This window comes from Helicobacter valdiviensis (assembly GCF_003245365.1).
Classification (GTDB): Bacteria; Campylobacterota; Campylobacteria; order Campylobacterales; family Helicobacteraceae; genus Helicobacter_D; species Helicobacter_D valdiviensis.
Genome location: NZ_NBIU01000009.1, coordinates 1 through 23,237 on the forward strand (window position 1 = coordinate 1; position 23,237 = coordinate 23,237).

The 23,237-nt window shown below is 33.5% G+C and carries 39 protein-coding genes; 7 read left to right on the plus strand and 32 right to left on the minus strand.

Features of this window, described 5'->3' with window-relative positions; translation table 11 throughout:
• Positions 1 to 590 precede the first annotated feature (590 nt).
• Genes recA through B6S12_RS04350 form a run of 7 tightly spaced genes read left to right on the plus strand, consistent with a single transcriptional unit; the run spans position 591 to position 6,348 of the window.
• Positions 591 to 1,631 carry a recombinase RecA gene (recA, locus tag B6S12_RS04320; RefSeq protein WP_111229583.1) on the plus strand — a complete coding sequence of 347 codons (1,041 nt, stop codon included), beginning with the start codon at positions 591 to 593 and terminating at the stop codon, positions 1,629 to 1,631.
• 15 nt (positions 1,632 to 1,646) lie between these two features.
• On the plus strand, positions 1,647 to 2,918 hold the full coding sequence (gene eno, locus B6S12_RS04325) for a phosphopyruvate hydratase (RefSeq protein WP_111229584.1): 1,272 nt from the start codon (positions 1,647 to 1,649) through the stop codon (positions 2,916 to 2,918).
• Positions 2,919 to 2,967: 49 nt separating this feature from the next.
• Positions 2,968 to 3,156, plus strand: a complete 189-nt coding sequence (locus B6S12_RS04330) for a hypothetical protein (RefSeq protein WP_245892524.1) — start codon at positions 2,968 to 2,970, stop codon at positions 3,154 to 3,156.
• Positions 3,153 to 3,959, plus strand: a complete 807-nt coding sequence (locus B6S12_RS04335) for an AMIN domain-containing protein (protein ID WP_245892526.1) — start codon at positions 3,153 to 3,155, stop codon at positions 3,957 to 3,959. The genes B6S12_RS04330 and B6S12_RS04335 overlap by 4 nt, the downstream gene beginning before the upstream one ends.
• Entirely contained in the window at positions 3,946 to 4,437 is a 492-nt protein-coding gene (locus B6S12_RS04340; protein ID WP_111229586.1) for a shikimate kinase, read from the plus strand. The genes B6S12_RS04335 and B6S12_RS04340 overlap by 14 nt, the downstream gene beginning before the upstream one ends.
• Positions 4,434 to 5,447: a lipopolysaccharide heptosyltransferase II gene (waaF, locus tag B6S12_RS04345; RefSeq protein ID WP_111229587.1), complete on the plus strand. Its 1,014-nt coding sequence runs from the start codon at positions 4,434 to 4,436 to the stop codon at positions 5,445 to 5,447. The genes B6S12_RS04340 and waaF overlap by 4 nt, the downstream gene beginning before the upstream one ends.
• 37 nt (positions 5,448 to 5,484) lie before the next feature.
• A complete protein-coding gene (locus tag B6S12_RS04350; RefSeq protein ID WP_111229588.1) occupies positions 5,485 to 6,348 on the plus strand; it encodes a menaquinone biosynthesis family protein in 864 nt (287 codons plus the stop codon).
• On the opposite strand, the gene B6S12_RS04355 is transcribed toward B6S12_RS04350, so the two are convergent.
• From B6S12_RS04355 to rplB, 32 genes are all read right to left on the minus strand, one after another.
• On the minus strand, positions 6,345 to 7,187 hold the full coding sequence (locus B6S12_RS04355) for an energy transducer TonB (RefSeq protein WP_111229652.1): 843 nt from the start codon (positions 7,185 to 7,187) through the stop codon (positions 6,345 to 6,347). The genes B6S12_RS04350 and B6S12_RS04355 overlap by 4 nt on opposite strands.
• Before the next feature lie 6 nt (positions 7,188 to 7,193).
• Positions 7,194 to 7,655: a flagellar biosynthetic protein FliO gene (locus tag B6S12_RS04360; RefSeq protein ID WP_111229589.1), complete on the minus strand. Its 462-nt coding sequence runs from the start codon at positions 7,653 to 7,655 to the stop codon at positions 7,194 to 7,196.
• A complete protein-coding gene (fliN, locus tag B6S12_RS04365; protein ID WP_111229590.1) occupies positions 7,652 to 8,011 on the minus strand; it encodes a flagellar motor switch protein FliN in 360 nt (119 codons plus the stop codon). The genes B6S12_RS04360 and fliN overlap by 4 nt, the downstream gene beginning before the upstream one ends.
• Positions 8,012 to 8,021: 10 nt before the next feature.
• Positions 8,022 to 8,438: a chemotaxis protein CheX gene (locus tag B6S12_RS04370; protein WP_111229591.1), complete on the minus strand. Its 417-nt coding sequence runs from the start codon at positions 8,436 to 8,438 to the stop codon at positions 8,022 to 8,024.
• Between the two features lie 105 nt (positions 8,439 to 8,543).
• On the minus strand, positions 8,544 to 9,392 hold the full coding sequence (locus B6S12_RS04375; protein WP_111229592.1) for a c-type cytochrome: 849 nt from the start codon (positions 9,390 to 9,392) through the stop codon (positions 8,544 to 8,546).
• A 10-nt stretch (positions 9,393 to 9,402) separates the two neighbouring features.
• The gene (locus B6S12_RS04380; RefSeq protein ID WP_111229593.1) at positions 9,403 to 10,632 is read right to left on the minus strand and encodes a cytochrome b; all 1,230 of its coding nucleotides are present in this window, start codon (positions 10,630 to 10,632) and stop codon (positions 9,403 to 9,405) included.
• A gap of 9 nt (positions 10,633 to 10,641) precedes the next feature.
• A complete protein-coding gene (gene petA, locus B6S12_RS04385; RefSeq protein ID WP_111229594.1) occupies positions 10,642 to 11,145 on the minus strand; it encodes a ubiquinol-cytochrome c reductase iron-sulfur subunit in 504 nt (167 codons plus the stop codon).
• A gap of 176 nt (positions 11,146 to 11,321) precedes the next feature.
• Positions 11,322 to 11,672, minus strand: coding sequence for a 50S ribosomal protein L17 (rplQ, locus tag B6S12_RS04390; protein ID WP_111229595.1), 351 nt, complete (start codon positions 11,670 to 11,672; stop codon positions 11,322 to 11,324).
• Between the two features lie 13 nt (positions 11,673 to 11,685).
• Positions 11,686 to 12,672 carry a DNA-directed RNA polymerase subunit alpha gene (locus B6S12_RS04395; RefSeq protein WP_111229596.1) on the minus strand — a complete coding sequence of 329 codons (987 nt, stop codon included), beginning with the start codon at positions 12,670 to 12,672 and terminating at the stop codon, positions 11,686 to 11,688.
• Between the two features lie 19 nt (positions 12,673 to 12,691).
• Entirely contained in the window at positions 12,692 to 13,318 is a 627-nt protein-coding gene (rpsD, locus tag B6S12_RS04400; RefSeq protein ID WP_111229597.1) for a 30S ribosomal protein S4, read from the minus strand.
• Between the two features lie 11 nt (positions 13,319 to 13,329).
• The gene (gene rpsK / locus B6S12_RS04405) at positions 13,330 to 13,722 is read right to left on the minus strand and encodes a 30S ribosomal protein S11 (RefSeq protein WP_111229598.1); all 393 of its coding nucleotides are present in this window, start codon (positions 13,720 to 13,722) and stop codon (positions 13,330 to 13,332) included.
• A gap of 9 nt (positions 13,723 to 13,731) precedes the next feature.
• Positions 13,732 to 14,100: a 30S ribosomal protein S13 gene (gene rpsM, locus B6S12_RS04410; RefSeq protein ID WP_111229599.1), complete on the minus strand. Its 369-nt coding sequence runs from the start codon at positions 14,098 to 14,100 to the stop codon at positions 13,732 to 13,734.
• An 11-nt stretch (positions 14,101 to 14,111) separates the two neighbouring features.
• On the minus strand, positions 14,112 to 14,225 hold the full coding sequence (gene rpmJ, locus B6S12_RS04415) for a 50S ribosomal protein L36 (protein WP_005022299.1): 114 nt from the start codon (positions 14,223 to 14,225) through the stop codon (positions 14,112 to 14,114).
• Between the two features lie 215 nt (positions 14,226 to 14,440).
• A complete protein-coding gene (gene infA, locus B6S12_RS04420; protein ID WP_006801843.1) occupies positions 14,441 to 14,659 on the minus strand; it encodes a translation initiation factor IF-1 in 219 nt (72 codons plus the stop codon).
• A gap of 3 nt (positions 14,660 to 14,662) precedes the next feature.
• Complete coding sequence (gene map, locus B6S12_RS04425) at positions 14,663 to 15,421, minus strand: type I methionyl aminopeptidase (protein ID WP_111229600.1); 759 nt, start codon at positions 15,419 to 15,421, stop codon at positions 14,663 to 14,665.
• On the minus strand, positions 15,421 to 16,680 hold the full coding sequence (gene secY, locus B6S12_RS04430; RefSeq protein WP_111229601.1) for a preprotein translocase subunit SecY: 1,260 nt from the start codon (positions 16,678 to 16,680) through the stop codon (positions 15,421 to 15,423). The genes map and secY overlap by 1 nt, the downstream gene beginning before the upstream one ends.
• Positions 16,680 to 17,081 (minus strand): 50S ribosomal protein L15, encoded by a 402-nt coding sequence (rplO, locus tag B6S12_RS04435; protein ID WP_111229602.1) that lies wholly within the window; start codon positions 17,079 to 17,081, stop codon positions 16,680 to 16,682. Before rplO ends, secY begins: the two co-directional genes overlap by 1 nt.
• Before the next feature lie 9 nt (positions 17,082 to 17,090).
• Positions 17,091 to 17,531, minus strand: a complete 441-nt coding sequence (gene rpsE / locus B6S12_RS04440; RefSeq protein ID WP_111229603.1) for a 30S ribosomal protein S5 — start codon at positions 17,529 to 17,531, stop codon at positions 17,091 to 17,093.
• Between the two features lie 8 nt (positions 17,532 to 17,539).
• Complete coding sequence (rplR, locus tag B6S12_RS04445; protein WP_111229604.1) at positions 17,540 to 17,896, minus strand: 50S ribosomal protein L18; 357 nt, start codon at positions 17,894 to 17,896, stop codon at positions 17,540 to 17,542.
• A 9-nt stretch (positions 17,897 to 17,905) separates the two neighbouring features.
• Positions 17,906 to 18,442 (minus strand): 50S ribosomal protein L6, encoded by a 537-nt coding sequence (gene rplF / locus B6S12_RS04450; protein ID WP_111229605.1) that lies wholly within the window; start codon positions 18,440 to 18,442, stop codon positions 17,906 to 17,908.
• Positions 18,443 to 18,451: 9 nt separating this feature from the next.
• Positions 18,452 to 18,847 (minus strand): 30S ribosomal protein S8, encoded by a 396-nt coding sequence (rpsH, locus tag B6S12_RS04455; protein ID WP_111229606.1) that lies wholly within the window; start codon positions 18,845 to 18,847, stop codon positions 18,452 to 18,454.
• Positions 18,848 to 18,856: 9 nt separating this feature from the next.
• The gene (locus tag B6S12_RS04460; RefSeq protein WP_026943278.1) at positions 18,857 to 19,042 is read right to left on the minus strand and encodes a type Z 30S ribosomal protein S14; all 186 of its coding nucleotides are present in this window, start codon (positions 19,040 to 19,042) and stop codon (positions 18,857 to 18,859) included.
• The gene (gene rplE / locus B6S12_RS04465; RefSeq protein WP_111229607.1) at positions 19,035 to 19,589 is read right to left on the minus strand and encodes a 50S ribosomal protein L5; all 555 of its coding nucleotides are present in this window, start codon (positions 19,587 to 19,589) and stop codon (positions 19,035 to 19,037) included. The genes B6S12_RS04460 and rplE overlap by 8 nt, the downstream gene beginning before the upstream one ends.
• Positions 19,590 to 19,593: 4 nt before the next feature.
• A complete protein-coding gene (gene rplX / locus B6S12_RS04470; protein WP_111229608.1) occupies positions 19,594 to 19,824 on the minus strand; it encodes a 50S ribosomal protein L24 in 231 nt (76 codons plus the stop codon).
• Entirely contained in the window at positions 19,824 to 20,192 is a 369-nt protein-coding gene (gene rplN / locus B6S12_RS04475) for a 50S ribosomal protein L14 (RefSeq protein WP_111229609.1), read from the minus strand. Before rplN ends, rplX begins: the two co-directional genes overlap by 1 nt.
• Positions 20,189 to 20,455: a 30S ribosomal protein S17 gene (gene rpsQ, locus B6S12_RS04480; protein ID WP_111229610.1), complete on the minus strand. Its 267-nt coding sequence runs from the start codon at positions 20,453 to 20,455 to the stop codon at positions 20,189 to 20,191. The genes rplN and rpsQ overlap by 4 nt, the downstream gene beginning before the upstream one ends.
• A complete protein-coding gene (gene rpmC / locus B6S12_RS04485; protein ID WP_111229611.1) occupies positions 20,455 to 20,649 on the minus strand; it encodes a 50S ribosomal protein L29 in 195 nt (64 codons plus the stop codon). The genes rpsQ and rpmC overlap by 1 nt, the downstream gene beginning before the upstream one ends.
• Positions 20,636 to 21,061, minus strand: a complete 426-nt coding sequence (rplP, locus tag B6S12_RS04490; RefSeq protein ID WP_111229612.1) for a 50S ribosomal protein L16 — start codon at positions 21,059 to 21,061, stop codon at positions 20,636 to 20,638. Before rplP ends, rpmC begins: the two co-directional genes overlap by 14 nt.
• A 2-nt stretch (positions 21,062 to 21,063) precedes the next feature.
• Positions 21,064 to 21,771 (minus strand): 30S ribosomal protein S3, encoded by a 708-nt coding sequence (gene rpsC, locus B6S12_RS04495; protein ID WP_111229613.1) that lies wholly within the window; start codon positions 21,769 to 21,771, stop codon positions 21,064 to 21,066.
• On the minus strand, positions 21,771 to 22,100 hold the full coding sequence (gene rplV, locus B6S12_RS04500) for a 50S ribosomal protein L22 (protein ID WP_111229614.1): 330 nt from the start codon (positions 22,098 to 22,100) through the stop codon (positions 21,771 to 21,773). Before rplV ends, rpsC begins: the two co-directional genes overlap by 1 nt.
• A gap of 9 nt (positions 22,101 to 22,109) precedes the next feature.
• On the minus strand, positions 22,110 to 22,391 hold the full coding sequence (rpsS, locus tag B6S12_RS04505; RefSeq protein ID WP_111229615.1) for a 30S ribosomal protein S19: 282 nt from the start codon (positions 22,389 to 22,391) through the stop codon (positions 22,110 to 22,112).
• 9 nt (positions 22,392 to 22,400) lie between these two features.
• Positions 22,401 to 23,228, minus strand: a complete 828-nt coding sequence (rplB, locus tag B6S12_RS04510) for a 50S ribosomal protein L2 (RefSeq protein ID WP_111229616.1) — start codon at positions 23,226 to 23,228, stop codon at positions 22,401 to 22,403.
• Between the last annotated feature and the right edge of the window lie 9 nt (positions 23,229 to 23,237).

The following is a 23,237-nucleotide window of genomic DNA, read 5'->3' on the forward strand; positions in this document are numbered from 1 at the left end:
TATTTTTTAAGATTTTATGAATTATAAAATTATTATTTTTATATTCTAAATTTTATTTAATAATATTTATATTTGCTTTTATATCTGTATCTATTATTAGTATCTATATCTATATCTATTTTTATATTTATATTGGTGTTTATATCTACATCTATATCTATATTGGCTATTGGTGTTTATATTTATATTTATTGTTAGTATTTATATTTATATCTATATCTATATTGGTGTTTATATTTATTTTTAGTATCTATATTTATTTTATATTGATATTGATATTTTATATCTATTTTTATATTTATATTGCATATAGTTTATTAATAAAGAATGTTTGTTTTAAGGTAAGTTAGATATTTTTTATATAGATTAAATACCAAAACTACATCTTTCAAATCTTATTTGTTGTTTTTATTAAAAGAATTCTCGTTTAAGTTTTAGAATGAAAATTTTAAATTAATCTTTGAAAACTTTTTAAAATTACACTAAATTTATTTTTTTTTGGCTAGAATAAAGCTTTTATTTATGGATTTGCACTTTGCAAAGATTGTGGATAGCAATTCTTGCAATGATGGCACAAAATAGGAGAATAAATGGCACTAGATGAAAACAAGCAAAAAGCAATTGAGCTTGCTATCAAACAAATTGATAAAGCCTTTGGCAAAGGTGCTCTTATTAGGCTTGGAGATAAACCTGTTGAGAAAATTGATGCAATTAGCACCGGCTCTTTAGGCTTAGATATTGCACTAGGAATTGGCGGTATTCCAAAAGGAAGAATTATAGAAGTGTATGGACCTGAAAGCTCTGGAAAAACCACTCTAGCACTACAAATTGTCGCAGAGTGCCAAAAAAATGGCGGTATTTGTGCATTTATTGATGCAGAACACGCTCTTGATGTAACCTATGCCAAAAGATTGGGGGTAGATGTAGAAAATTTACTTGTTTCTCAACCTGATTTTGGAGAACAAGCCTTAGAGATTCTAGAAACTCTTACAAGAAGTGGCGGTGTGGATTTAATTGTTATTGATTCAGTTGCCGCGCTCACTCCAAAAAGCGAAATTGAAGGCGATATGGGAGATCAGCATGTAGGACTTCAAGCAAGGCTTATGAGTCAAGCTCTGCGTAAAGTTACAGGTATTATCCACAAAATGAATACTACTGTAATCTTCATCAATCAAATCCGTATGAAAATTGGAGTAATGGGATATGGAAGTCCTGAAACCACTACTGGAGGAAATGCTTTAAAATTCTATGCGAGTGTTAGAGTAGATGTAAGACGCGTAGCCACCCTAAAACAAGGAGAACAAAATATCGGCAACCGCGTTAAAGCAAAAGTTGTTAAAAACAAAGTTGCACCCCCCTTTAGAGGAGCAGAATTTGATATTATGTTTGGTGAAGGAATTAGCAAAGAGGGAGAACTCATTGACTATGGCGTCAAACTTGATATTGTAGATAAAAGCGGTGCATGGCTTAGCTATGGTGATAAAAAACTAGGGCAAGGCAAAGAAAATGCAAAAGCCTTCCTAAAAGAAAACAAAGAAATTGCACAAGAAATTGAAGATAAAATCAAAGCTTCTATCTCTATTACCGATGATTTGTCAAATGGTGGAGATGAAGACGAACAAGAAGCATAATTTTAAGGAGAAAAGATGAATTATATTGATGAAATACAAGCCCAAGAAGTTCTTGATAGTAGAGGTAATCCAACAGTTAAAACAACCATTTTACTAAGTGATGGAAGCTCTGCAAGTGCTATTGTCCCCAGTGGTGCAAGCACTGGAAAAAGAGAAGCACTAGAATTGCGTGATGGTGACACTCGTTATCTTGGTAAAGGCGTTTTAAAAGCAGTAGAAAATGTAAATACTACCATTGCTGAAGAGCTTATTGGATTAAGTCCTTATGATCAAAGTGCTATTGATAATCTTTTAATAGAGCTTGATGGCACGGATAATTTCTCAAAACTTGGTGCAAATGCAACTTTGGGCGTCTCTATGGCTTTAGCTAGAGTGGCGGCTAAAAGCTTGAATATCCCTCTTTATCGCTATCTAGGTGGAGCTAATGCACTTACTTTACCTACTCCTATGCTAAATATTATTAATGGTGGAAGCCATGCAGATAATACAGTAGATTTTCAAGAATATATGATTATGCCTATTGGATTTGATTGCTTTAGTGAAGCTATGAGAGCAAGTGCAGAAATCTACCAGCACCTTAAAAAGCTTCTTAATGAGAAAAAGCATATTACAAGCATTGGCGATGAAGGCGGATTTGCTCCTAATTTAAAAACCAATGAAGAGCCTATCCAAGTAATTTTGGAAGCGGTTAAAAAAGCAGGTTATAAAGAAGGCGATCAAATTGCAATTGCTTTAGATGTTGCAAGCAGTGAGTTTGTAGATGAAAATGGTATCTATCATCTAAAAGGTGAAAACAGAAAGTTAAGCAATGAAGAGCTTATAGAATATTATGAAAATCTTATCAACAAATATCCTATTGTATCCATTGAAGATGGACTTAGTGAAGATGACTGGAATGGTTGGGAGAAACTTACCCAAAAACTTGGAAAAAAGATTCAACTAGTAGGCGATGATCTTTTTGTAACTAATGCAAAAATTTTAGAAGAAGGGATTAATAAAAATATTGCCAATGCAGTTTTGATTAAACCTAACCAAATTGGAACAATTTCTCAAACTATGCAAACTATCCGCCTAGCACAAAGAAATAACTATAAATGTATTATGAGCCATAGAAGCGGAGAAAGCGAAGATGCCTTTATTGCTGATTTTGCCGTTGCACTCAATACTGGAGAAATTAAAACCGGCTCCACAGCAAGAAGTGAAAGAATGGCAAAATACAACAGACTTCTAGCTATTGAAAAAGAGCTAGCATATCCTATCTATTTAGGAAAGAAACTTTTTGGATAAGACATTTCAAGTTAAGGGGGGATTTTATAGAATACTCCCCTTTTTAACATTGATTATATTAGTATGTATTCTTGCACTTTATTTTGGCAATCTTCTTTTTGGAGAAAATTCTTTAAGTGTGCTACACAAACTAAAAAATAAAGAAGAATCTATAAGAATAGAAGTAGATCGTCTCATGAATGAAAATGCAAGATTACAAAAAGAACTTTTTGAACTCAAAGGATTGGAGCCAAAATGAAAAAAATTATTCTTTTAGCCAGTTTAGTTACTTTAGCATTTGCACAAGAACCCAAAGAGTTACCAGAAATTCCACCCATTTCTGAAGAATTACCAAAAACTCCTGCTAATACGCCCAAAACTCAAGAAATTCCAAAAATGGAAAACAACACTACACAAACCAATAAGCAAGAATTAAATAAATCTATTGAATCTAAAGTGGCTAAAATTAATACAGCTTCAAATAATGAAAATGAAGGAAATGGAACAAGAAATCCTTTCACCCCCTTAATCACCCCAAAAGAAAGCGGGTTAATCTCTAACCAACCTGAACTTAGTCTTTTTACTAAAACGCAAATACAGCTTCCAAGCACTGCAAGGAAAATTACAAAAATCACTCTAACCTACCAAAATCTTGATGGTTCTATCTCTAATATTGAACAAGAGCTAAGTGGTGATATAGATTGGCATTTTCCTCTTATCCTCTCTCAAGAGTTGCAACCCAAAATCCAAATGCCTCCAAAAGTGGATTTTGAATTAGGAAAAGATTTTTTAGTGCATATCAACAAAAATACCTTAAAAATTAAAACCAAACATAAACTACTTAGAGATTTTACTCTAGCATCTCCTATGCGTTTAATTCTTGATTTTGAAAACAAAAAAGGTGTGCCACAAAAAAGTAAATTTACCACAAAATTACCTATTGTTACTGAAGGAACTTTACAAAACCATTTAGATTTTTATCGTGTTAGTCTTGTGTTAGATGGACAATACAACTACACGCTAAAAAACACACAAGAAGGGCTTGAAATTGAATTTAACTAATATTGTCCTTATAGGCTTTATGGGAAGTGGCAAAAGCACGCTTTCTAAAACTCTCTACCAACAAAGCAAACGCTTGATTTTAGACAGTGACAATATTATCCAAAATAATGAAAATCTAAGCATTAATGAGATTTTTGCTACAAAGGGTGAGCAATATTTTAGAAATTTAGAAAAAGAATTTTGTCAATTCTGCTCTTTAAATATTCAAAATTGCATTATCGCAACTGGTGGAGGAATGCCAAGTGTATGCGATGTAAAAACAATGGGAAAAGTTTTTTATCTTGAATTAGAATTTGAAGAATTGCTAAAAAGATTAAATCCGCAAGAACTAGCAAAACGCCCCCTCTTTAGCGATACTAACAAAGCCTATAAACTCTATTTAGAACGCAAAGATATTTACACAAAAAGTGCGCACATCACGCTAGATGCTACAAAATCTCTTGCAAATCTAAGCAAGACTATTTTAAGCTCCCTATGAATATTCTAATCCGTCTTCCAAACTGGCTAGGAGATGCTATTATGGCAAGCTATGCTTTAGAACTCCTCTACCAAAGCTATCCTAATGCCAAATTTTATCTAGTGGGATCGCAAGTGGCTTGCGAGCTATATAAAAACCTCAAAAACACTACAGTCTTACAAGATAGAAGCAAACAAGCAAAATGCAGAATTTATTCACTTTTTAAACTTGCTAGATCCATTCCGCCTTGTGATTTATCATTTAGCTTTCAAAATAATTTTCTCTCGGCACTTTTTTTGCGTTTTAACAATGCCAAAGTGCGTGTAGGCTATAAAAATGAAATGCGTTCTTTCTTGCTTACCCATAGTTTTAAAAAAGAAAAGTCTTTGCATGAAGTTTTAGTTTTTGCCACTCTCATAAAGCCCTTTGCAACAATCCAATTAACCCCTAAGCTTTATTTAAAAAAACCTAAAATTTCCTTACCCCTTTTGCAAGATGCAAATAAAATTGCAGGGATAAATCCAGGGGCAGCTTTTGGCAGTGCTAAGCGTTGGAGTGAAGAGAATTTTGCTAAAGTTGCAATCTATCTACACCAACAGGGCTATAAAATTTTACTTTTTGGCGGAATTAATGAGATAGAAATCACAAAACGCATTCTTGCGCTTTTAGATTTCAAAGAAGAGGTTTTAAATCTTTGTGGCAAAACAGATATACAAACCCTTCTTGCTTATTTTGCAAAACTAGATCTTTTGGTTACAAATGATAGTGGTCCTATGCATATTGGTGCTGCTTTTAATATCCCTATGGTAGCTATTTTTGGTCCTACAAATGATAGTGAAACTTCTCCTTTTGGCTCCAAAAATGCACATATTATCTCACTAAAAACCTTAGGCAATCCTCTTTCTTGTATGCCTTGCAAAAAACGCACTTGCCCTATTCCCAAACATGATAAATCCCACCATCAATGTATGCAAGCCTTAAAGCCAGAATTTGTTATTAGCAAAATTCAATCCCTTATAAGCGACTTTTAACTAAAATCTTCTAGAAAAATACTACAAAGAGAAAATTATGAAAAAAATAATTAACTTAGGACATTCACCTGATGCAGATGATATTTTTATGTATTATGCAATTGCATTTGGCTGGGTAGGAGGAGATATTAACTTCCACAATCAAGCACTAGACATTCAAACTCTCAATAAAATGGCTTTAGAAAATCTTTTAGATATTTCTGCAATTTCTTTTGCTACTTATCCATTACTTTTTAAAGAACAAGCCCTCCTTAGAACGGGAGTAAGCTTTGGTAATGGATATGGCCCAAAACTTGTAAAAAAACGCACCAAAACACTCAAAAAAAATTTTAAAGTAGCTTTAAGTGGAGAGCACACAACCAACGCCTTGCTTTTTAAAATTGCCTATCCAGAAGCTAGGATTATCTACAAAAATTTTCTAGAAATAGAAAAAGCAATTTTAGAAGATGAAGTAGATGCAGGAGTTTTAATCCATGAATCCATTTTAAATTTTGATGAAAGCTTAGAAGTAGAAAGAGAAATTTGGGATATTTGGTGCGAACTCAATAAAGAAGAACTACCTCTGCCACTTGGTGGAATGTGTATTTTACGCTCAATTCCCCTAAGTTTAGCCATTAGATTAGAAGATATTTTAACCAAAGCTGTAGAAGTCGCACTCAAAAACAAGCCCTTGCTTTCAAAAATGCTTTTAGAGAGAAATCTTATCCGCGTGGATGCTAAAATACTCAATCATTATTTAAATCTCTATGCTAATGAAGATTCTAAAACACTTAGTTCCATACAAATTAAGGCTTTAGATAGTCTTTTTAAAATTGGTTATGAAAAAGGGATTTACCCTCAAATCATTCATACTCAAGACTGCTTTATCCCCAAAGAATATGCTTCTTTAAGAACTATTTAATAAATACGATACATTACCTTTATTCTAATTTTTGTCTTTACACTAGGATAAGGGTAGTCTTTATAAGCAATTTCTATAGTTTTAACACTATTATCATCTAAAAGCCTATAACCACTAGGAGTTAAAAGTCTCAAATCTGAAATATCCCCATTAGGATACAAATAAAACTCCACAATATTGTCCCCATGTTGCCCTATTTTACCTGCTATTGCTGGATATTTTAAATACTTTTGCGTAATTCTTCCTATACCACTTAAATTGTCTTCAATAAATTTTCTCTCTTCTTTAGAAAGAGAATACAAATCTTCTCCATAAAGCTCTTCAATCTCTTGAGAAGCCATATCATTAGAGTATTGATACAAAGAAGGACTAGAGTTTTTAGGCTTAATATCATAAGCACTTGGAGAATTAGATTTTTTAGATTGCTGTGGAATTTGTGTGGTTGTAGATTGATTAAGTTTTTGTATAAGCTCTTGATTATCATTGCTATTTTGAGTTGGTTTTTTAGGCTCTTTTTTGATAGCTTTTTGATTAGTTGGTTTTGTAGCAGTTGTTTTGGTTGGCTCTTTAGGCTTATTTTGCTGTTTTATGTCTTCTTTTATAGGTGTTGGCTGCTTTTGTGGAGCAGGAGTTTGAGGATTATTATTAGAGGAATTTGCATTTTGTGGTTGCACGCCTTTAGAAAATTTAAAATCCTTAATATTAATGCGTTTGCCCTCATTATTTCCATGCTTTAGTTGATTGAGTTCCTTATTTGGAAACTCAACAAAAATTAAAACAATAATCAAAATATGCAATAAAAGAGAGATAAAAAGTGCAAAAAGCTCTCTTCTTTGCATCAATTCTTATCTTTCACTCTCTTGTTTTAAGCATTCTTCAAAATCTTGATATTTATCAAGCAAAACAACATTATTAGAACTTATGGCTAGAACATAGCAAGTTTTTTGTATTTTCACAACAACAATTTTAGTATTTAAATTCAAATTTGCCTCATAAAGTATTTTAATATTTGCCCCCTTTTTTAAAACAAAACCTACTTTTTGAGATCTTTTTTTAAAATACCAAAGAAAAACAAGAAGTGAAGCAAGAACAAAAATCACACCTAAATATTGAATTTTATTAACCGATTCCAAAGGGGATTGTGCCATAGCAAAAGGAAAAGTAATATTGCCCTCTTTTTGCATTTTTTCTTGGTATTCCAAATGCGTTTGTGATTGCAACTGTTTGATAGCCATTTCTTCTTTTGTAAGATTTCCCTCCGCATACAAAAAGAGGCAAAAACCAATAAAAGCTAATAAAACCCTCATACAGAACCAATACTCTCACGCGTAAGATAATAAATAATGGCATTAGAATCTAAAATTTCATTCACACGAATAGCAAGATTTTTTTCATATACCATAACTTCACCTTTTCCAACAATTCTACCATTAATAAAAATCTCCACACTCTCACCTGCTGGTTTTTGTAAATCAATAATAGAACCTTTCTCAAAGCGTAAAATATCCATCAATGGAACTTTAGTAACGCCAAGTTCCGCACAGAATACCACACCCATATCCAAAAGTCCGCCATAATTATTAATAATCCCCTCTAAATAGCGTGCCAAATCTTCTTGTTTGGGAGCTTGAATTTTAGCTAGTGTAAATTCATCTGCTGGCATTTTTACTCCTTTAAAAATTATGCAAATAAAGTGAACAGCTAGTATTAGCAACTCTAAAATTTAAACTTTTACATTCTTTGGTGCTAAACTCTCCCATTCCAAAAATATTAGGGGTGCTAATATTAAAACTAATTCCTTCTTTAATTGCCAATACTTTACTTAAGCCTACTGTAAGATTAGCAATCTCTTGCGAAAGATCTCTTAAGGTTAAATCATCTGGATCATCATCACCCAGCATTTGAAGTGCCATTAAAGCAAGAAATTCTTTTGAACATACAAAAGTTACCTTTAAGCGACTTTGATTTTCATAAATCATTTCAATATTAGACAAATATCCTAAATTTAATTCTGCTTCTCCACACTCCAATTCCATCTGCATTGTATCATTGATTACTTGCCCAAAAGCCTCTTGTAGTATTTCTAGCAACTCTTACACCTTATTTGTTTTAAGAAGATTATAGCAAATTATAGTAATAAATGAAAGTTTTAATAAGAAAGTATTAGAAAACTAGCCTTAAAGGCTAGTTAAATTTTAGTGAGCATCTTTCCAAATTTTTCTTTTCCAAAGATATGCAACAACACCCATAATAACCATGAAAATTACAAGTTTATAGCCTAATGATTCGCGTTCAGCTTTCTTACTATCACCTACACTCTCCATATAAGCAATCACTTGTTTTTCGCTCTGTTCAGTTAAACCAACTCTTGGCATTGCAGTTCCTGCAAGTCTTTTTTGCGGATCATTAATGAAAGTATGTAAATAATCTAAACTTCTACTTCTAATCATCATAGAAAGATCTGGAACTTTTGTCCCCATATAAGTAGTTAATCCACCCTCTGCACTCAATTTATCATATTTCATACCATGGCATCTGCTACAAGCATCTATAAACACTTCTTTATTGCTAAGCTCTTTTGGAGCAATAGACTCTAAATAAGCAACCATATCTAAAATTTCTCTATCACTCATCCAATTATAAGCTGGCATAGGGTGTGGCATTTCTTTAAATTTATGTGTTTGCTTTGTGGCAACTGCTGCATCTTTTAAAAGATTTGCTAAGAAATGCTTATCATAAATCAAACCCGCTGTGCTTAAATCTGGTGGATTTACACCATAAGCTGCTATTGCATCATTAGGAGAGAAAGGAGAAGCAACACTTTCTTTTTTAATAGAGTGGCATGCCACACAATTTTCCATAACAAGTTTTTTACCATTTTCAATATTTGCTTCACCTTCTGCATTTAAAGCAGGCAAATCTGAAAACTTATAATCTGCTGGGGCTACTTCTGGATTCATTTGAGAATGTGCAAAAGGCTCTACTCCCCAATAAATAACACCTGTAATTACAACCACAATAATTAATGCTAAAAATTCTTTCATCGCTTACTCCTTATGCATTCTTATTGTTTTCTAATTTTGTAATAATTGGCAAAATCACAAAGAATAAAGCCAAGAAAAGAATTGTAGCTGCAAAACCAATATAAGCATTTACTCCTGTTGGAGGTAATTTACCATAAATGGTTAAAACAATCATATCTGCAATCAAAACCCAAAACCAAACAGCAAATGCAGGACGCTTATGTGCAGGAGCTACCACATTACTTCTATCAAGCCATGGTAAAAGCATAAAAATCACATTTGCAATTCCAAAAGCAATCAGTCCTAAATCCGCACTAAAGAAGAAACCTCTTAAAATCTCATAACTCCATAAGAAATACCATTCTGGATAAATATGTGGCGGTGTTTTTAAATGATCTGCTGGATCAAAATTAATAGGATCAAGCGCAAAACTATAATGGTAACATACCAAATAGAATAAAATTGCTAAGAAGAAACTTGCCACAAAGAAATCTTTAGACAAGAACATTGGCCAAAAAGGAATAACTTTAGAATCTTTTTTATTTCCTGCTTTAAACTTCTCTGCCTCTGCTTCAAAATCAATTTCTTCCCCATAAAGATTATTAACATGTGGCACACGCAAAGTATAAAAATGCACTGCAATCACAGCAATAATCACTACTGGCAATAACACAACATGAAGCATAAAAAATCTTGTAAGTGTGGAATCAGCAACAATAAAATTACCTCTAATCCATTCTGTTAAATCTGGTCCCACTAAAGGAATACCGCTAAAAAGGTTTGTAATAACAGCTGCAGCCCAATAGCTCATTTGTCCCCAAGGTAACATATATCCACTAAATGCTTCAGCAGAAAACAAACCAAATAAAATCATACCTGTAAGCCAAATCATCTCTCTTCCACGCTTATAAGAACCATAATAAATAGCTACAAACATATGGATATAGATGATCAAAAAGCAAACAGAAGCACTTACTGCATGCAAATGTCTCCACAACCAACCATATTTCACTTCTTGCATAATTGTGTAATTCACACTATCAAATGCCAATTTTGCATCTGGCTTATAATACATAAGTAAGAACAATCCTGATACAACCAAAAGTGTAAATAACACCACCAAAACTATACCCATAGCCCAAAGAAAACTAATATTTTTAGGTATCCAATATTCTGTCATCAAAACCTTCATAAGTGGTTTTAATGCTATTCTTTGATCTAGCCAATCAACAATACCATTTGCCTTTTGTATCTGTGCCATTAAAACTCCTTATGCATTTCCTACTAACTTTTTATATTCTGGACCTTCTTCTCCAAGAACTAACTTCTCACCATCAATCTTAAAGGGAGGTATCTTCATAGGAATAGGAGGCGGACCAAAAATGTTTCTACCACAGGCATCAAACCTTCCACCATGGCAAGCACAGTGAAATTCACTCTTTCCAGTATCATATGATGGAATACAACCAAGATGTGTGCATACCTGAATACCTAAACTATAATCTGCATTACCTACTACCACATCTCTTTCTTCGCATTTTTTCATTTCTGCAGTTTTCTTAATGATATATACAGGCGTTCCTCTATACTCTACTTGTCTATACTCGCCCTCTTTCATTGAGCTAAGATCTACAGTAACAAAACCTGAAGCAACAACGCTTGGTAAAGGATCCCAAGTGGCTTTCATAGCAACCAATGATGCACCAACACCAACAGCTGCAATACCACCCAAAGTCATTCCAAGGAAGTCTCTACGATTGACATTATCTGCCATTTATTCCCTCCTAATAAGAAATAAAATTTTGTGTATTAAACATATAATTCTATCATAGAAACCTTATAAAAGCGGAAATTTTACATAAAATAGGGAAATAAAATAAGAAGATTGTTCCTTTTTAGTCAGAACTTTAAAAAGAAGTTAAAAATTATAAAAGCAGGAAAACCTGCTTATTAAACAAGCTCGATGAAAGCCATTTCTGCTGCATCACCTCTTCTTGTTCTTGTTTTAATAATTCTTGTATAGCCACCCTTACGATCTACATATCTTGGTGCTATTTCTTTTACTAATTTTTTTACACTTTCTTTGTGTTGCAAATGAGAAAAAACAACTTGATGTGCCATATTATCATTATTTCTAGCACGCGTAATTAACTTTTCAATATAGCTTTGCAATTCTTTAGCTTTTTGAAGAGTAGTTTCAATTTTCTCACTTTTAATCAATGCAATTGTTAGATTCTTAAGAAGAGCTTTTCTGTGAGCAGATGTTCTTCCAAGCTTTCTATATCCATGTCCATGTCTCATGATTATTCCTTATTTATTTTCCAAATTTTTTCTTCAGCATTGCTGCTAATTCTTCTGGCACTTCTTTGCTTACTGGATAGCCTAACTCTTCCAATTTAGCTGTAACTTCGTCCAAAGACTTCTTGCCTAAATTTTTAATCTCTTTAATTTGATCCTCGCTAAGCAATACTAGTTCTCCTAGATACTTAATGCCTGATCTATCAAGACAATTAAAACTTCTAGCACTTAAATTTAAGCTATCAATTGTTTGGAGTAATTTTTTAAATTCTGGATTTTCATCACTACTTTCAGTTTCAGGAACTTCAATATCTAATTCAGAATTAAAAATCGCCATTTGCTTATGCATTACACTCAATGCATTTTTAAAAGCTGCTAAAGGTTCGATTTGCCCATCTGTTTGAATATCAAAAACCACTTTTTCAAAGTTTGGATCATCTTCTAAAAGCATATTTTCAATTGAATAAGTTACATTGCTAACAGGAGTAAAATAAGCATCTAATGGCATATAGCCTTCTGGTGCTTCTCTTCTTGTTTCCTCACTTGGCACATAACCGATACCTTTTTTAACAATAATAGTAAAATTCAATACTGCATCTTCATTAATAGTAGCTAAGTGAATATCAGGAGTTACAATATCTACAAGATCATTTGCTAAATCTTCTCCCTTAATTACTTTAGGACCATTAAATTTATAATCAATACTTACTACTTCGCTCTCATCTTTAATCCTAAAACGGATGGTTTTAAGATTAACAATAAAATGCGATACATCTTCTACCACACCACGCACAGAATCAAATTCATGTGTAGCACCTGCAATATGAAGTGCTGTTGGAGCATAACCAACAGAACTTCCTAGCAATAAACGACGCAAAGGGTGTGCTAGTGTAATTGCATATCCAAATTCAAAAGGATAAGCCGTGATTTGTATTCTATTTTTACCAACCTCACGCACCTCAATTTTATTGGGAACATGAGGAGAAGTTTTAATACTTTTCATAGAGACTCTCCTTTAAATTTTACTTAGAATACAACTCAACAATGAGCCTTTCTTCAATAGGAATAACAACCTCTTCTCTTTCTGGCATTCTTGTAAAAATACCAAAAACTTTCTCTTGATCCACATCAACCCATGGAACAATACCTGTTTGCTTTGTTAATTCAATAGCTCTTTGGATTTGAGGATTGTTTTTTGTTTTTTCACAAATTTCAATTTTTTGCCCTACGCTTACTAGAGCAGAAGGAATGTCTAGCTTTTTTCCATCTACAAGAATATGTCCATGTGTTACAAGCTGTCTAGCAAATCTTCTTGTTGTAGCAAATCCCATTCTATAAACTACATTATCCAATCTTCTTTCAATCAATTTTACTAGATTTTCCCCTGTATTTCCTTCAAGCCTATTTGCTTCCACAAACATTGCTCTAAATTGTTTTTCAGAAACACCATACATCATTCTAGCTTTTTGTTTTTCTCTTAATTGGATACCATATTCTGAAATTTTACCGCGTCTTTGTCCATGTTGTCCGGGAGCATATGGACGCTTATCTAGTGCACTCTTACCTGCTAATCTTCTTTCACCTTTTAAAGCAAGAGAAACACCAAATCTTCTTTCAATTTTTTCTACAGGACCTCTGTATCTTGCCATATTCTAACTCCTTACACTCTTCTTCTTTTTGGTGGGCGACAACCATTGTGTGGCAATGGTGTTACATCTTTAAACCATAATACTTTAATTCCCTCAATACTACCTAGGCTTTTTACAGCAGTTTCTCTACCGCTACCTGGACCTTGTATCTTAACTCCTAATTCCTTAATACCATGCTCTTTAGCTTTTGCTACTGCATCTTCAACAGCTTGTTGTGCTGCATAAGGAGTAGATTTTTTACTTCCTTTAAAACCTAATGCACCTGCTGTGCTCCAGCAAATTACATTTCCCATCTCATCAGTAATTGTTACGCTTGTATTATTAAAAGCAGCAGAAATATGGATAATACCTCTTGCTATATTTTTTCTTACAATTCTTTTTTTAGTTACATTTCTTTTAGCCATTTTTACCCCTTATTTAGATGCACTACCAACAGTTTTTCTCTTACCTTTTCGTGTTCTTGCATTGTTTTTAGTAGTTTGACCACGAACAGGAAGACCTTTTCTATGTCTTAAACCTCGATAGTTACCTAAATCCATAAGAGATTTAATATCCATTGTAACTTTTTTGCGTAAATCACCCTCTACGATGTGGTGAGCTTGAATTTCTTTTGCAATAGAAGAAACTTCATCTTCACCAAGGTCTTGCACCCTTTTATCATAAGAAATATTCACTGCTTTTAAAATATCTCTTGAAGTCTTTAAACCGATACCATAAATATAGGTTAAAGCATATTCAATTCTCTTTTTCTTGGGTAAATCAACACCAGCAATTCTCGCCATTCTTTTTCCTTTTAACCTTGTCTTTGTTTATGTTTTGGATTCTCGCAAATTACTCGAATCACGCCTTTTCTCTTGATAACTTTACATTTATCACACATCTTTTTAACAGAAGGTCTAACTTTCATAAGTTCTCCTAACTTTTAATTCTTAAAGTTTTATATTTTAAAACCCCAAGCTTTTTTGGTAACAACCAAAAAACATTACTGAATTGCTCTAAATTTCAAAAATTTATTGCTTCTTAAAATGAATTTTAAGCATTGAGTTTATAGTCCTCCAAAGGCTTATTCATCACCTAAACGACTATGAAAAGTGGTAATTATACTTAAAAGCTTATTAAAAACTACTTATACCTAAAAGTAATTCTGCCTTTATCCAAACTATAAGGAGTTAATTCAATTTTAACTTTATCCCCTTGGAGTATTTTAATATAATGCATTCTCATTCTTCCTGCAATATGACATAAAATAATATGTCCATTCTCCAACTCTACACGAAAAGTCGCATTTGGTAATGCCTCTTTAACAATCCCATCTACTTCTATAACATCATCTTTTGCCAAGTTTTATTCCTTTGATAAAATTTCAGCTTTGCCATTAATAATAGCAACCGTATGTTCATAATGACTACCTCTTAAGCCATCTGTTGAAACAACACTCCATTCATCTTCTAAAATTTTGGGATTCCCTTCTTTTTGACAAATCATAGGCTCAATACAAAAAACCATTCCCTCTTTGATTTTGTCTCCCTGTTTTGCTTTTTTACCTTCAAGATAATTAGGTATCTCAGGTGCTTCATGAGGTTTTCTGCCAATCCCATGTCCGCAAAATCCAAGTAAAGGCACATATCCATAATCTAAGATGAATTGCTCGATCAAAGCACTAAGCTCCTTAAAATGCATACCTACTTTAATCTGACTAATTGCATAATAAAGTGCATCTTTTGAGCAAGCAATTAATCTTGTATCTTCTTTAGAAATATTTCCTACACCACAAGTAATTGCAGCATCTCCATACCAACCATTTAAATTTGTTCCAATATCAAGCCCTATAATATCTCCCTCTTTAAGAACATAAGAGTTTGGAATACCATGGATGATTACTTCATTTACAGAAGTGCAAACAGAACCGCTAAAACCATATAACCCCTTAAATGAAGGCGTAGCACCACAAGAGAGGATAAACTCCTCCCCCATTTTGTCAATTTCTTTCAAAGACATTCCTGGTTTAATATGTGCTTTTAAATGGTTAAGCGTCTTAGCTACAATCCTGCTTGCTTTACGCAATTGTTCTATTTCATTAGGTTTTCTAATAGAAATTGCCATTATAAACCTACCGCACTAAGCGTTTTATATTTATTCATATAAATTTGCGCTTCTATTTTTCTCATTGTATCTACAGCAACTTGCACTACGATTAATACTGCTGTTCCTCCAAAATAAAAAGGAACTCCTGAAGCTTTTACCAAAACCCAAGGAAGCGTAGAAATAAGTGCTAAATACAAAGAACCCCAAAATGTCAAATTGCTTGCAACATTATTTAAAAATCCTGCTGTGCCCTCACCTGGTCTAATTCCTGGTATAAAGCCACCTTGTCTTTTAAGATTTTCTGAAATATCTTTTGCATTAAATACAATAGAAGAATAAAAATAAGCAAAAAAGATCACTAATAAGAACATCAATACATTATAAATGTATCCATTAGGATTTAAATAATCTGCTATTTTCATAATAACTTCATTAGAAGAAGCCTGCAAAAGTGTGCTAGGAAACATCAATAAAGCAGAAGCAAAAATAGGAGGAATTACACCGCTAAGATTTAATTTAATAGGAATATAATTCATAATTCTCTTATCTTGATTTTGCATTACCACTTTCCTTGAATAAGAAACTGGAACTCTTCTTTCTCCAAGCTCTACAAAAATGATACAAACTACTGTTATGATGATAATAGCCAGAATAAATAAAAGTGCTAACCAACTTAACTGCTTAGTATTTACAAGCTCAAAAGTTCCTGCAATTGCACTTGGAATTCCTGAAACAATACCTGCAAAAATAATTAAGCTAATACCATTTCCAATACCTCTTTGGGTAATCTGCTCTCCAATCCACATAAGCATCATAGTTCCACATAACATAGAAAAAGCAGAAATAGCTATAAATACATTCATATCAATCATAATGGCACCATTAGGCCCTGTCCCTAAACTCTTTAAACCAATAGAAACACCCACAGCTTGCATAAGTGTAATTACCACAGTAACATAACGCACAATTTGCATATATTTTTGCATACCATCGCGTTCTTTTTTCATTTTAGCTAAATTAGGAAAAGTAGCCGCTAATAATTCCATAATAATAGAAGCTGTAATGTAGGGCATAATGCCTAAAGAAATGATACTTAGTCGCTCAACTGCATTACCACTAAACATATTGAACAAACCAAGTGCATTGGAAGAATTGCTATCAAAAAAAGCTTTAATAGCAGCAGTATCAACACCCGGTACTGGCACATAAGCCAAAACTCTATAGGCTAAAAGAAAGCCTAGAGTAATGAGTATCTTAGTAACAATTGTTTTACTCATTATTTGTGTCCACTTACTTTGATTCTTTCATCTTTAATTTTAGCTACTAAATCTTTAGCGTTAGAACCAATCAGCTTGATACTTGTAGTATAAGATGGGAAGCTATGGACTTCTTTAATAGTTTCAAAAGTAATTTCAGAAAGTGTAGCTACTTTTTCAATTTTTTGCACATTAATCACATAAGGCTTTACAACTCTACTTGTAAAACCTACCTTTGGCAATCTTCTTTGTAAAGGTTGCTGACCACCTTCAAAACCTCTTTTTTGCTTAGAGCCTGTTCTAGCAGTTTGTCCTTTTCCACCTCTTGTAGAAGTTTTACCCATACCGCTACCTTGACCGCGTCCTACTCTTTTGATTTTTTTTACGCTACCTTTAGCAGGTGCCAAGTTTTCTAATGCCATAAACTCTCCTTAAGCTTTAACTTTAGTAAGTGCTTCAATAGTAGCACGCACTACATTATAAGGGTTATTTGAGCCTAAAGATTTTGTCAAAATATCCTTAATTCCAGCCATTTCCAGCACAGGGCGCACAGAACCACCAGCAATCACACCTGTTCCCTCACTTGCAGGCTTTAGCAAAATGATGCTTGAATTGTATTTTTCTTGAACATCATGAGCGATTGTAGTTCCTTTAATATTTACCTTAACAATGTTTTTAAAAGCATCATCAATTGCTTTTTTGATAGCATCTGGAACCTCTTTAGCTTTTCCTAAGCCAAAGCCCACTAATCCTTCTTTATTACCAACTACTACTAATGCATTAAAGCGGAATCTTCTACCACCTTTAACAACTTTAGTTACACGGCCGACATTTACCACAACTTCTTTAAAGTCTTCTCTATTAATTTCCATATTATCCCCTACAGAGTTATTCCATTCTCACGAAGAGAATCTGCAAAACTAGCAACAACACCATGATATAGATAACCATTTCTATCAAAGATTACTTCATTGATGTTTTTTGCTTTTAAAGCATCTGCTAAAGCCTTAGCAATTTTCTTAACATCTTCTTTGTTGCATTTTAAGCCCATCTTTTTACCATCAACACTTGCTAAAGTTACTGCTTTTACATCATCAATAGCTTGTGCATAGAAATATCTATTAGATCTAAAAATGCTTAATCTTGGGGCTGTTGCATGTCCAAAGATTTTTGAACGAATTCTTAACTTTCTTTTAACTCTTAGAGTTCTTTTTCTTCTAATAATCTTACTTGTCATGACTTACCCTTATTTTTTAGAAGTTTTACCAGCTTTGCGGATAATGCGCTCATCGCTGTATTTAATTCCCTTGCCTTTGTAAGGCTCTGGCGGTCTAAACTCTCTAATTTCTGCTGCAATTTGCCCTATTTGTTGCTTATCAGCACCTTTAATTACAATAATATTCTTATCTACGCTAATTTCAACACCTTCTGGAATATCATAATTAATAGGATGTGAAAATCCTAGAGCAAGCTCTAAAACTTTACCCTTTACGGCTGCTTTATAACCTACTCCATTAATCTCTAATTGCTTCGTAAAACCTTCGCTTAAGCCTATTACAATATTATTTGCTAAAGCTCTATAAGTTCCCCAATAAGCTCTTGATTGAGCATCTTCACCCACTAGAGAAAAAACAAGCTCATTATCTTTACAAGCAATCCCAACGCGTCCGTAAGTTTCTAATTCTTTAGTAAGCTTACCACCTTTAAAAACTATTTTGCTTCCTTCTACACTAACTGAAATAGCACTTGGAATGCTAATAGGTTTTTTACCAACTCTTGACATTCAATTCTCCTACCAAATACTGCAAAGGGCTTCACCGCCAACATTTGCCTTATAAGCTTCATCATTAGCAATTACACCCTTAGATGTGCTAACTACAATTGTCCCATAACCATTTTTAAAATGTTTCAATTCACTTCTAGCTTTATACACTCTTCTACCTGGTTTTGAAATTCTAGTAATTTCATTAATAACAGAGCGTCCTTTTTCATCATATTTTAGCACTACATTAATAGATTGTTTTTTATCTTTTTCTACAACCTTATAGCCTTCAATAAAACCTTTAGCTTGGAAAACCTCCAAGATTGAAACTACAATTTTTGCATAATACAAAGTTGTAGTATCTAATCTTCTCATACTTGCATTTCTAATTCTTGTTAATGAATCTGCAATAATATCATTTACCATATTTTCCCCTTACCAACTTGCTTTTCTAAGTCCAGGTATTAACCCTTCATTACCCATTTTACGAAGGCAAACGCGGCAAATACCAAAATCTCTATATACTGAATGCGGTCTTCCACAAATAGAGCATCTTGTATATGCTCTTACTTTAAATTTAGGTTTTCTAGCAGCTTTTGCTATCATAGATTTTTTAGCCATTTGTTCTTCCTTTTGCAAAAGGTAAGCCAAAAAGCTCTAGCAATTTAAAGGCATCTTTATCATTTGTAGCAGATGTTACAAAAGTGATATTCATACCATGACTTACCATAATATCATCATACACTACCTCTGGGAAAATAAGTTGCTCGGTAACACCAAAGTTATAATTTCCTCTTCCATCAAATCCATTACGAGGAATACCCCTAAAGTCTTTAACTCTTGGAAGAGCAATCACAATCAACTTCTCTAAGAAGTTATACATTTGATTACCTCTTAATGTAACTTTTACACCCATAGGCATACCCTCACGCATTTTAAAACCTGCAACAGATTTTTTTGCAATAGTAATCACTGCTTTTTGTCCTGCAATAAGGGAAATAGTATCAGCAATATTTTGCATAATCTTAGTGTCTTTTGCATACTCACCTGCACCCACACTAATTACAATTTTTTCTAATTTAGGTAAAAGCATAGGATTTTTAATTCCTAGCTCTTCTGCTAATTTTGCTCTAATTTCATTTTTATATGCGGTTTTTAATTGAAACATTTACTTAGTCCTCCGCTTTCTTAACATTTGAAATATGAATAGGCATTTCTTTATCAATAAAACCACCTTTTGGATTTTTATCGCTTGGCTTTACTGCTTTTTTAGCAATTTTGCATCCCTCTACAATCACTTGAGAATTCTTAGGAATTACACGCAAAATCTTAGCTTTTTTGCCTTTATCATCTCCCGCGATAATTTCTACCATATCACCTTTTTTAATTTTAAATTTCGCCATTATAATACCTCCGGTGCTAATGATACGATTTTCATAAAATTAGCATAACGAATTTCTCTTCCCACAGGTCCAAAGATACGAGTTCCAATCGGTTCTCTCTTGCTATCTAAAATAACAGCTGCGTTATCATCAAATCTAATTAAAGCTCCATCTTCTCTATGAAGCTCTTTTTTTGTTCTTACAACAACTGCTTTTACAACCTGTCCTTTTTTAACTTTACCACTTGGTAGAGCTTTTTTTACAGAAGCAACAATTACATCACCAACTGTTGCATATCTTCTTTTGCTTCCACCAAGAACCTTAATACACATTACTTCTTTTGCACCGCTGTTATCAGCTACATTTAATCTCGTAAAACTTTGTATCATAGCTCAACCCCTACTGAAACAACTTTATGAAGTGTAAAAGATTTTCTTTTTGAAATAGGCTTGCACTCAATTGCTTCAATTACATCGCCCACTTTTACGCTATTGTTCTCATCATGCACAATATAGCGTTTAAATCTTTTAACAATTTTTCTATATTTTGGATGTGTTACTCTTCTTTCTACTAAAATTGTAACACTCTTGTCGCCTGTTTTAGTTACAACTTTACCTTGCACTACTCTTTTATGCGGTTGTGTTGCACTCATTAAGCCCTCCTTTGTAGTGCATTAAGAGCCGTTTTAATTCTTGCGATATCTTTTTTAGTTGCTCTTACTTCACTAGAATTTGTTAATTGCATTGTTTTAAGCTTTAATCTCAATTCAAACAATGAAGTTTCTTTTTCTTTTAATAGCGTCTTTAATTCTTCAAGACTTTTTGTATTAATCTCAGTAAATTTCATTTTCACCCTCTCTAGTTACAATTTTTGTTTTAAAAGGGAGCTTACTTTGTGCCAATGATAATGCATGTCTTGCTAAAGCCTCATCAACACTACCCATTTCATAAATAATTCTACCTGGCTTAATATTCATAACCCACTTATCTACCGCACCTTTACCTTTACCCATACGAGTTTCAAGAGGTTTTGCAGTAAGTGGCTTATCTGGGAATACTCTAATCCAAACCATTCCTGTTCTTTTTGTAGCACGCGTCATAGCAATACGAGCTGCTTCAATTTGGCGAGAATCAATTCTACCATGCTCTAAAGCTTTAATTCCAAACTCACCAAAAGCTAGTGAAGTTCCACGAAATGCTTTACCGCGATTTCTACCTTTCATTTGCTTTCTATATTTTGTTCTTTTTGGCATTAACATGATTATTGCCCCTTTCTTTTTCTAGCTGGACGAGTATTTTTCTCTTCGCCACTCTCTTGTTGTTTTTCAGCTTGAATCCCTTTTTGAAGAACTTCTCCCTTAAAGATCCATACTTTAACACCAATATTCCCATAAGTTGTTAAAGCTTCTGCAAAACCATAATCAATCTTAGCTCTTAAAGTATGAAGTGGAATTCTTCCTTCCATATACCATTCTGTTCTTGCCATCTCTGCACCTGCTAGACGACCTGAAACTCTTACCTTAATACCTTTAGCACCTGATTTCATAGCACCTTGCATTACTTTTTTCATAGCTCTTCTAAAAGCTACCCTTCTTTCAAGTTGTGTTGCTACACTCTCTGCTGCAAGTTGTGCATTACTTTGTGGCTTTTTAACTTCTTTAATGTTGATAAACACATCTTTATTAACAATTTTCTTTAAAGATTCTTTTAGTTTTTCAACATCTGCACCTTTTTTACCGATAATAATTCCTGGGCGTGCTGCCACAACAGTTACACGGATTTTTCTTGCAGTTCTCTCAACAATAATATCACTAACGCCTGCATAATATAGCTCTTTTTTAAGAAACTTTCTAATTTTGTGATCTTCAGCAATATTTTGTGGCGCACTCGCAAATGCAGGAAACCATCTTGATTCCCAATTTCTATTAATACCAAGTCTCAAACCAATAGGATTAACTTTCTGACCCATTATTTATCCTTACTTTTTTGTGCTACTTCAACTAAAATATGTGAAGTGGGTTTTCTAATTGGAGTTGCTCTACCTCTAGCGCGTGGAGTAAATCTTCTTAAAACCGGACCTGCATCCACTCTGCAAGAAGAAACAATCACATTTTCAGCCTCATAACCACCATTTGCTACTGCTGAAGCAATCACCTTAGAAATCACTCTTGCAGCCTTATTTGGCATAAACTCTAAAGAAGCAATCGCAAGTTCTGCATTCATTCCTTGCACTTCTCTTGCTATCAAACGAGCCTTAGTAGGTGATAAACGAATATATCTTAATAATGCTTTACTCATCTTCTCCCCTTACTTACCAATTTTCTTTTGGACACTACCTTTGTGTCCCTTAAAAGTTCTAGTAGGTGCAAATTCACCCAACTTATAACCCACATGATTTTCTGTAACATACACAGGAACAAATGCTCTCCCATTATGAACATTGAAGGTTAAGCCAATCATTTCTGGAATAATTGTGCTTCTTCGTGACCAAGTTTTGATTGGTTTATTGTCTTTTGCCTCTTTTGCTTTTGTTACTTTTTTCATTAAGTGTTCATCAACAAAAGGACCTTTTTTTATTGATCTAGCCATTTGTTTTCCTTATTTTTTTCTTCTTGAAATAATAAGCTTATCACTTGCTTTTTTCTTTCTAGTCTTATAACCTTTAGCTGGCATTCCCCAAGGTGAAACTGGATGTCCGCTAGAACCTGTTTTACCTTCACCACCACCATGCGGGTGATCTACTGGGTTCATTGCTGAACCTCTTGTTTGAGGTCTAATTCCCAAATGTCTATTTCTACCTGCTTTACCAATAGAAATATTTGCAAAATCTTCATTTCCAACTACACCAATTGTAGCGATACATTCACCTAAAATATATCTCATCTCTCCACTTGGCATTCTAAGAATAGAATATTTTCCCTCTCTACCCATAAGCTGTGCACTAGCTCCTGCACTTCTTGCAAGCTGACCGCCACGACCTGGATACATTTCAATATTATGCACAACAGTTCCAATAGGAATGTTTTTTAATTTCATAGCATAACCTAGACGAATATCTAATCCACCTTCTGCTGAAAGCACAGTATCTCCCACTTTCAAACCACTTGGTTGGATAATATATCTTTTATCACCATCTTTGTAAGTAACTAAGGCGATTCTACAGTTTCTATAGGGATCATATTCAATCGCACTTACTTTACCTTCAATATTGAATTTATTTCTTTTAAAATCAATAATACGATAAAGTTTTTTAGCTCCACCCTCTTTGTGGCGACTTGTAATTCTACCATTATTGTTTCTTCCTGCATGAACGGGAAGCTTCACTAATAATTTTCTTACACTTGGCTTAGCAGTAATATTTTCTGAGCTTAGGTTGCTCATAAATCTTCTACTAGGAGTGTATGGTTTATATGTTTTAATTGCCATGTCTTACCC

Bases quoted from the DNA above. Each gene is read 5' to 3' on its own strand.
- fliN (WP_111229590.1), bottom strand. From the start codon at position 8,011: ATGCCAGCAGATGAATTTACACTAGCTAAAATTCAAGCTCCCAAACAA.
- B6S12_RS04375 (WP_111229592.1), bottom strand. From the start codon at position 9,392: ATGAAAGAATTTTTAGCATTAATTATTGTGGTTGTAATTACAGGTGTT.
- rpsM (WP_111229599.1), bottom strand. From the start codon at position 14,100: ATGGCGAGAATTGCTGGTGTTGATTTACCCAAGAAAAAGAGAATTGAA.
- rpsQ (WP_111229610.1), bottom strand. From the start codon at position 20,455: ATGAGTGCAACACAACCGCATAAAAGAGTAGTGCAAGGTAAAGTTGTA.
- rplF (WP_111229605.1), bottom strand. From the start codon at position 18,442: ATGTCAAGAGTTGGTAAAAAACCTATTAGCATTCCAAGTGCTATTTCA.
- rplB (WP_111229616.1), bottom strand. From the start codon at position 23,228: ATGGCAATTAAAACATATAAACCATACACTCCTAGTAGAAGATTTATG.
- rpsS (WP_111229615.1), bottom strand. From the start codon at position 22,391: ATGGCTAGATCAATAAAAAAAGGTCCTTTTGTTGATGAACACTTAATG.
- rplN (WP_111229609.1), bottom strand. From the start codon at position 20,192: ATGATACAAAGTTTTACGAGATTAAATGTAGCTGATAACAGCGGTGCA.
- rplX (WP_111229608.1), bottom strand. From the start codon at position 19,824: ATGGCGAAATTTAAAATTAAAAAAGGTGATATGGTAGAAATTATCGCG.
- rpsK (WP_111229598.1), bottom strand. From the start codon at position 13,722: ATGGCTAAAAGAAATGTAACTAAAAAAAGAATTGTAAGAAAAAATATA.
- B6S12_RS04380 (WP_111229593.1), bottom strand. From the start codon at position 10,632: ATGGCACAGATACAAAAGGCAAATGGTATTGTTGATTGGCTAGATCAA.
- rpsE (WP_111229603.1), bottom strand. From the start codon at position 17,531: ATGGAAATTAATAGAGAAGACTTTAAAGAAGTTGTGGTAAATGTCGGC.
- rpsD (WP_111229597.1), bottom strand. From the start codon at position 13,318: ATGGCAAGATACAGAGGTCCTGTAGAAAAAATTGAAAGAAGATTTGGT.
- secY (WP_111229601.1), bottom strand. From the start codon at position 16,680: ATGAGTAAAACAATTGTTACTAAGATACTCATTACTCTAGGCTTTCTT.
- rpmJ (WP_005022299.1), bottom strand. From the start codon at position 14,225: ATGAAAGTTAGACCTTCTGTTAAAAAGATGTGTGATAAATGTAAAGTT.
- B6S12_RS04460 (WP_026943278.1), bottom strand. From the start codon at position 19,042: ATGGCTAAAAAATCTATGATAGCAAAAGCTGCTAGAAAACCTAAATTT.
- waaF (WP_111229587.1), top strand. From the start codon at position 4,434: ATGAATATTCTAATCCGTCTTCCAAACTGGCTAGGAGATGCTATTATG.
- rplQ (WP_111229595.1), bottom strand. From the start codon at position 11,672: ATGAGACATGGACATGGATATAGAAAGCTTGGAAGAACATCTGCTCAC.
- rplE (WP_111229607.1), bottom strand. From the start codon at position 19,589: ATGTTTCAATTAAAAACCGCATATAAAAATGAAATTAGAGCAAAATTA.
- map (WP_111229600.1), bottom strand. From the start codon at position 15,421: ATGGCAATTTCTATTAGAAAACCTAATGAAATAGAACAATTGCGTAAA.
- B6S12_RS04355 (WP_111229652.1), bottom strand. From the start codon at position 7,187: ATGCAAAGAAGAGAGCTTTTTGCACTTTTTATCTCTCTTTTATTGCAT.
- B6S12_RS04395 (WP_111229596.1), bottom strand. From the start codon at position 12,672: ATGAAAAGTATTAAAACTTCTCCTCATGTTCCCAATAAAATTGAGGTG.
- rpsH (WP_111229606.1), bottom strand. From the start codon at position 18,847: ATGGTAAATGATATTATTGCAGATTCATTAACAAGAATTAGAAATGCA.
- rplO (WP_111229602.1), bottom strand. From the start codon at position 17,081: ATGGCATTAGAAAACTTGGCACCTGCTAAAGGTAGCGTAAAAAAAATC.
- rplV (WP_111229614.1), bottom strand. From the start codon at position 22,100: ATGAGTAAAGCATTATTAAGATATATTCGTTTATCACCTACTAAGGCT.
- rplP (WP_111229612.1), bottom strand. From the start codon at position 21,061: ATGTTAATGCCAAAAAGAACAAAATATAGAAAGCAAATGAAAGGTAGA.
- recA (WP_111229583.1), top strand. From the start codon at position 591: ATGGCACTAGATGAAAACAAGCAAAAAGCAATTGAGCTTGCTATCAAA.
- B6S12_RS04360 (WP_111229589.1), bottom strand. From the start codon at position 7,655: ATGAGGGTTTTATTAGCTTTTATTGGTTTTTGCCTCTTTTTGTATGCG.
- petA (WP_111229594.1), bottom strand. From the start codon at position 11,145: ATGGCAGATAATGTCAATCGTAGAGACTTCCTTGGAATGACTTTGGGT.
- B6S12_RS04335 (WP_245892526.1), top strand. From the start codon at position 3,153: ATGAAAAAAATTATTCTTTTAGCCAGTTTAGTTACTTTAGCATTTGCA.
- rplR (WP_111229604.1), bottom strand. From the start codon at position 17,896: ATGACAAGTAAGATTATTAGAAGAAAAAGAACTCTAAGAGTTAAAAGA.
- rpsC (WP_111229613.1), bottom strand. From the start codon at position 21,771: ATGGGTCAGAAAGTTAATCCTATTGGTTTGAGACTTGGTATTAATAGA.
- B6S12_RS04350 (WP_111229588.1), top strand. From the start codon at position 5,485: ATGAAAAAAATAATTAACTTAGGACATTCACCTGATGCAGATGATATT.
- eno (WP_111229584.1), top strand. From the start codon at position 1,647: ATGAATTATATTGATGAAATACAAGCCCAAGAAGTTCTTGATAGTAGA.
- rpmC (WP_111229611.1), bottom strand. From the start codon at position 20,649: ATGAAATTTACTGAGATTAATACAAAAAGTCTTGAAGAATTAAAGACG.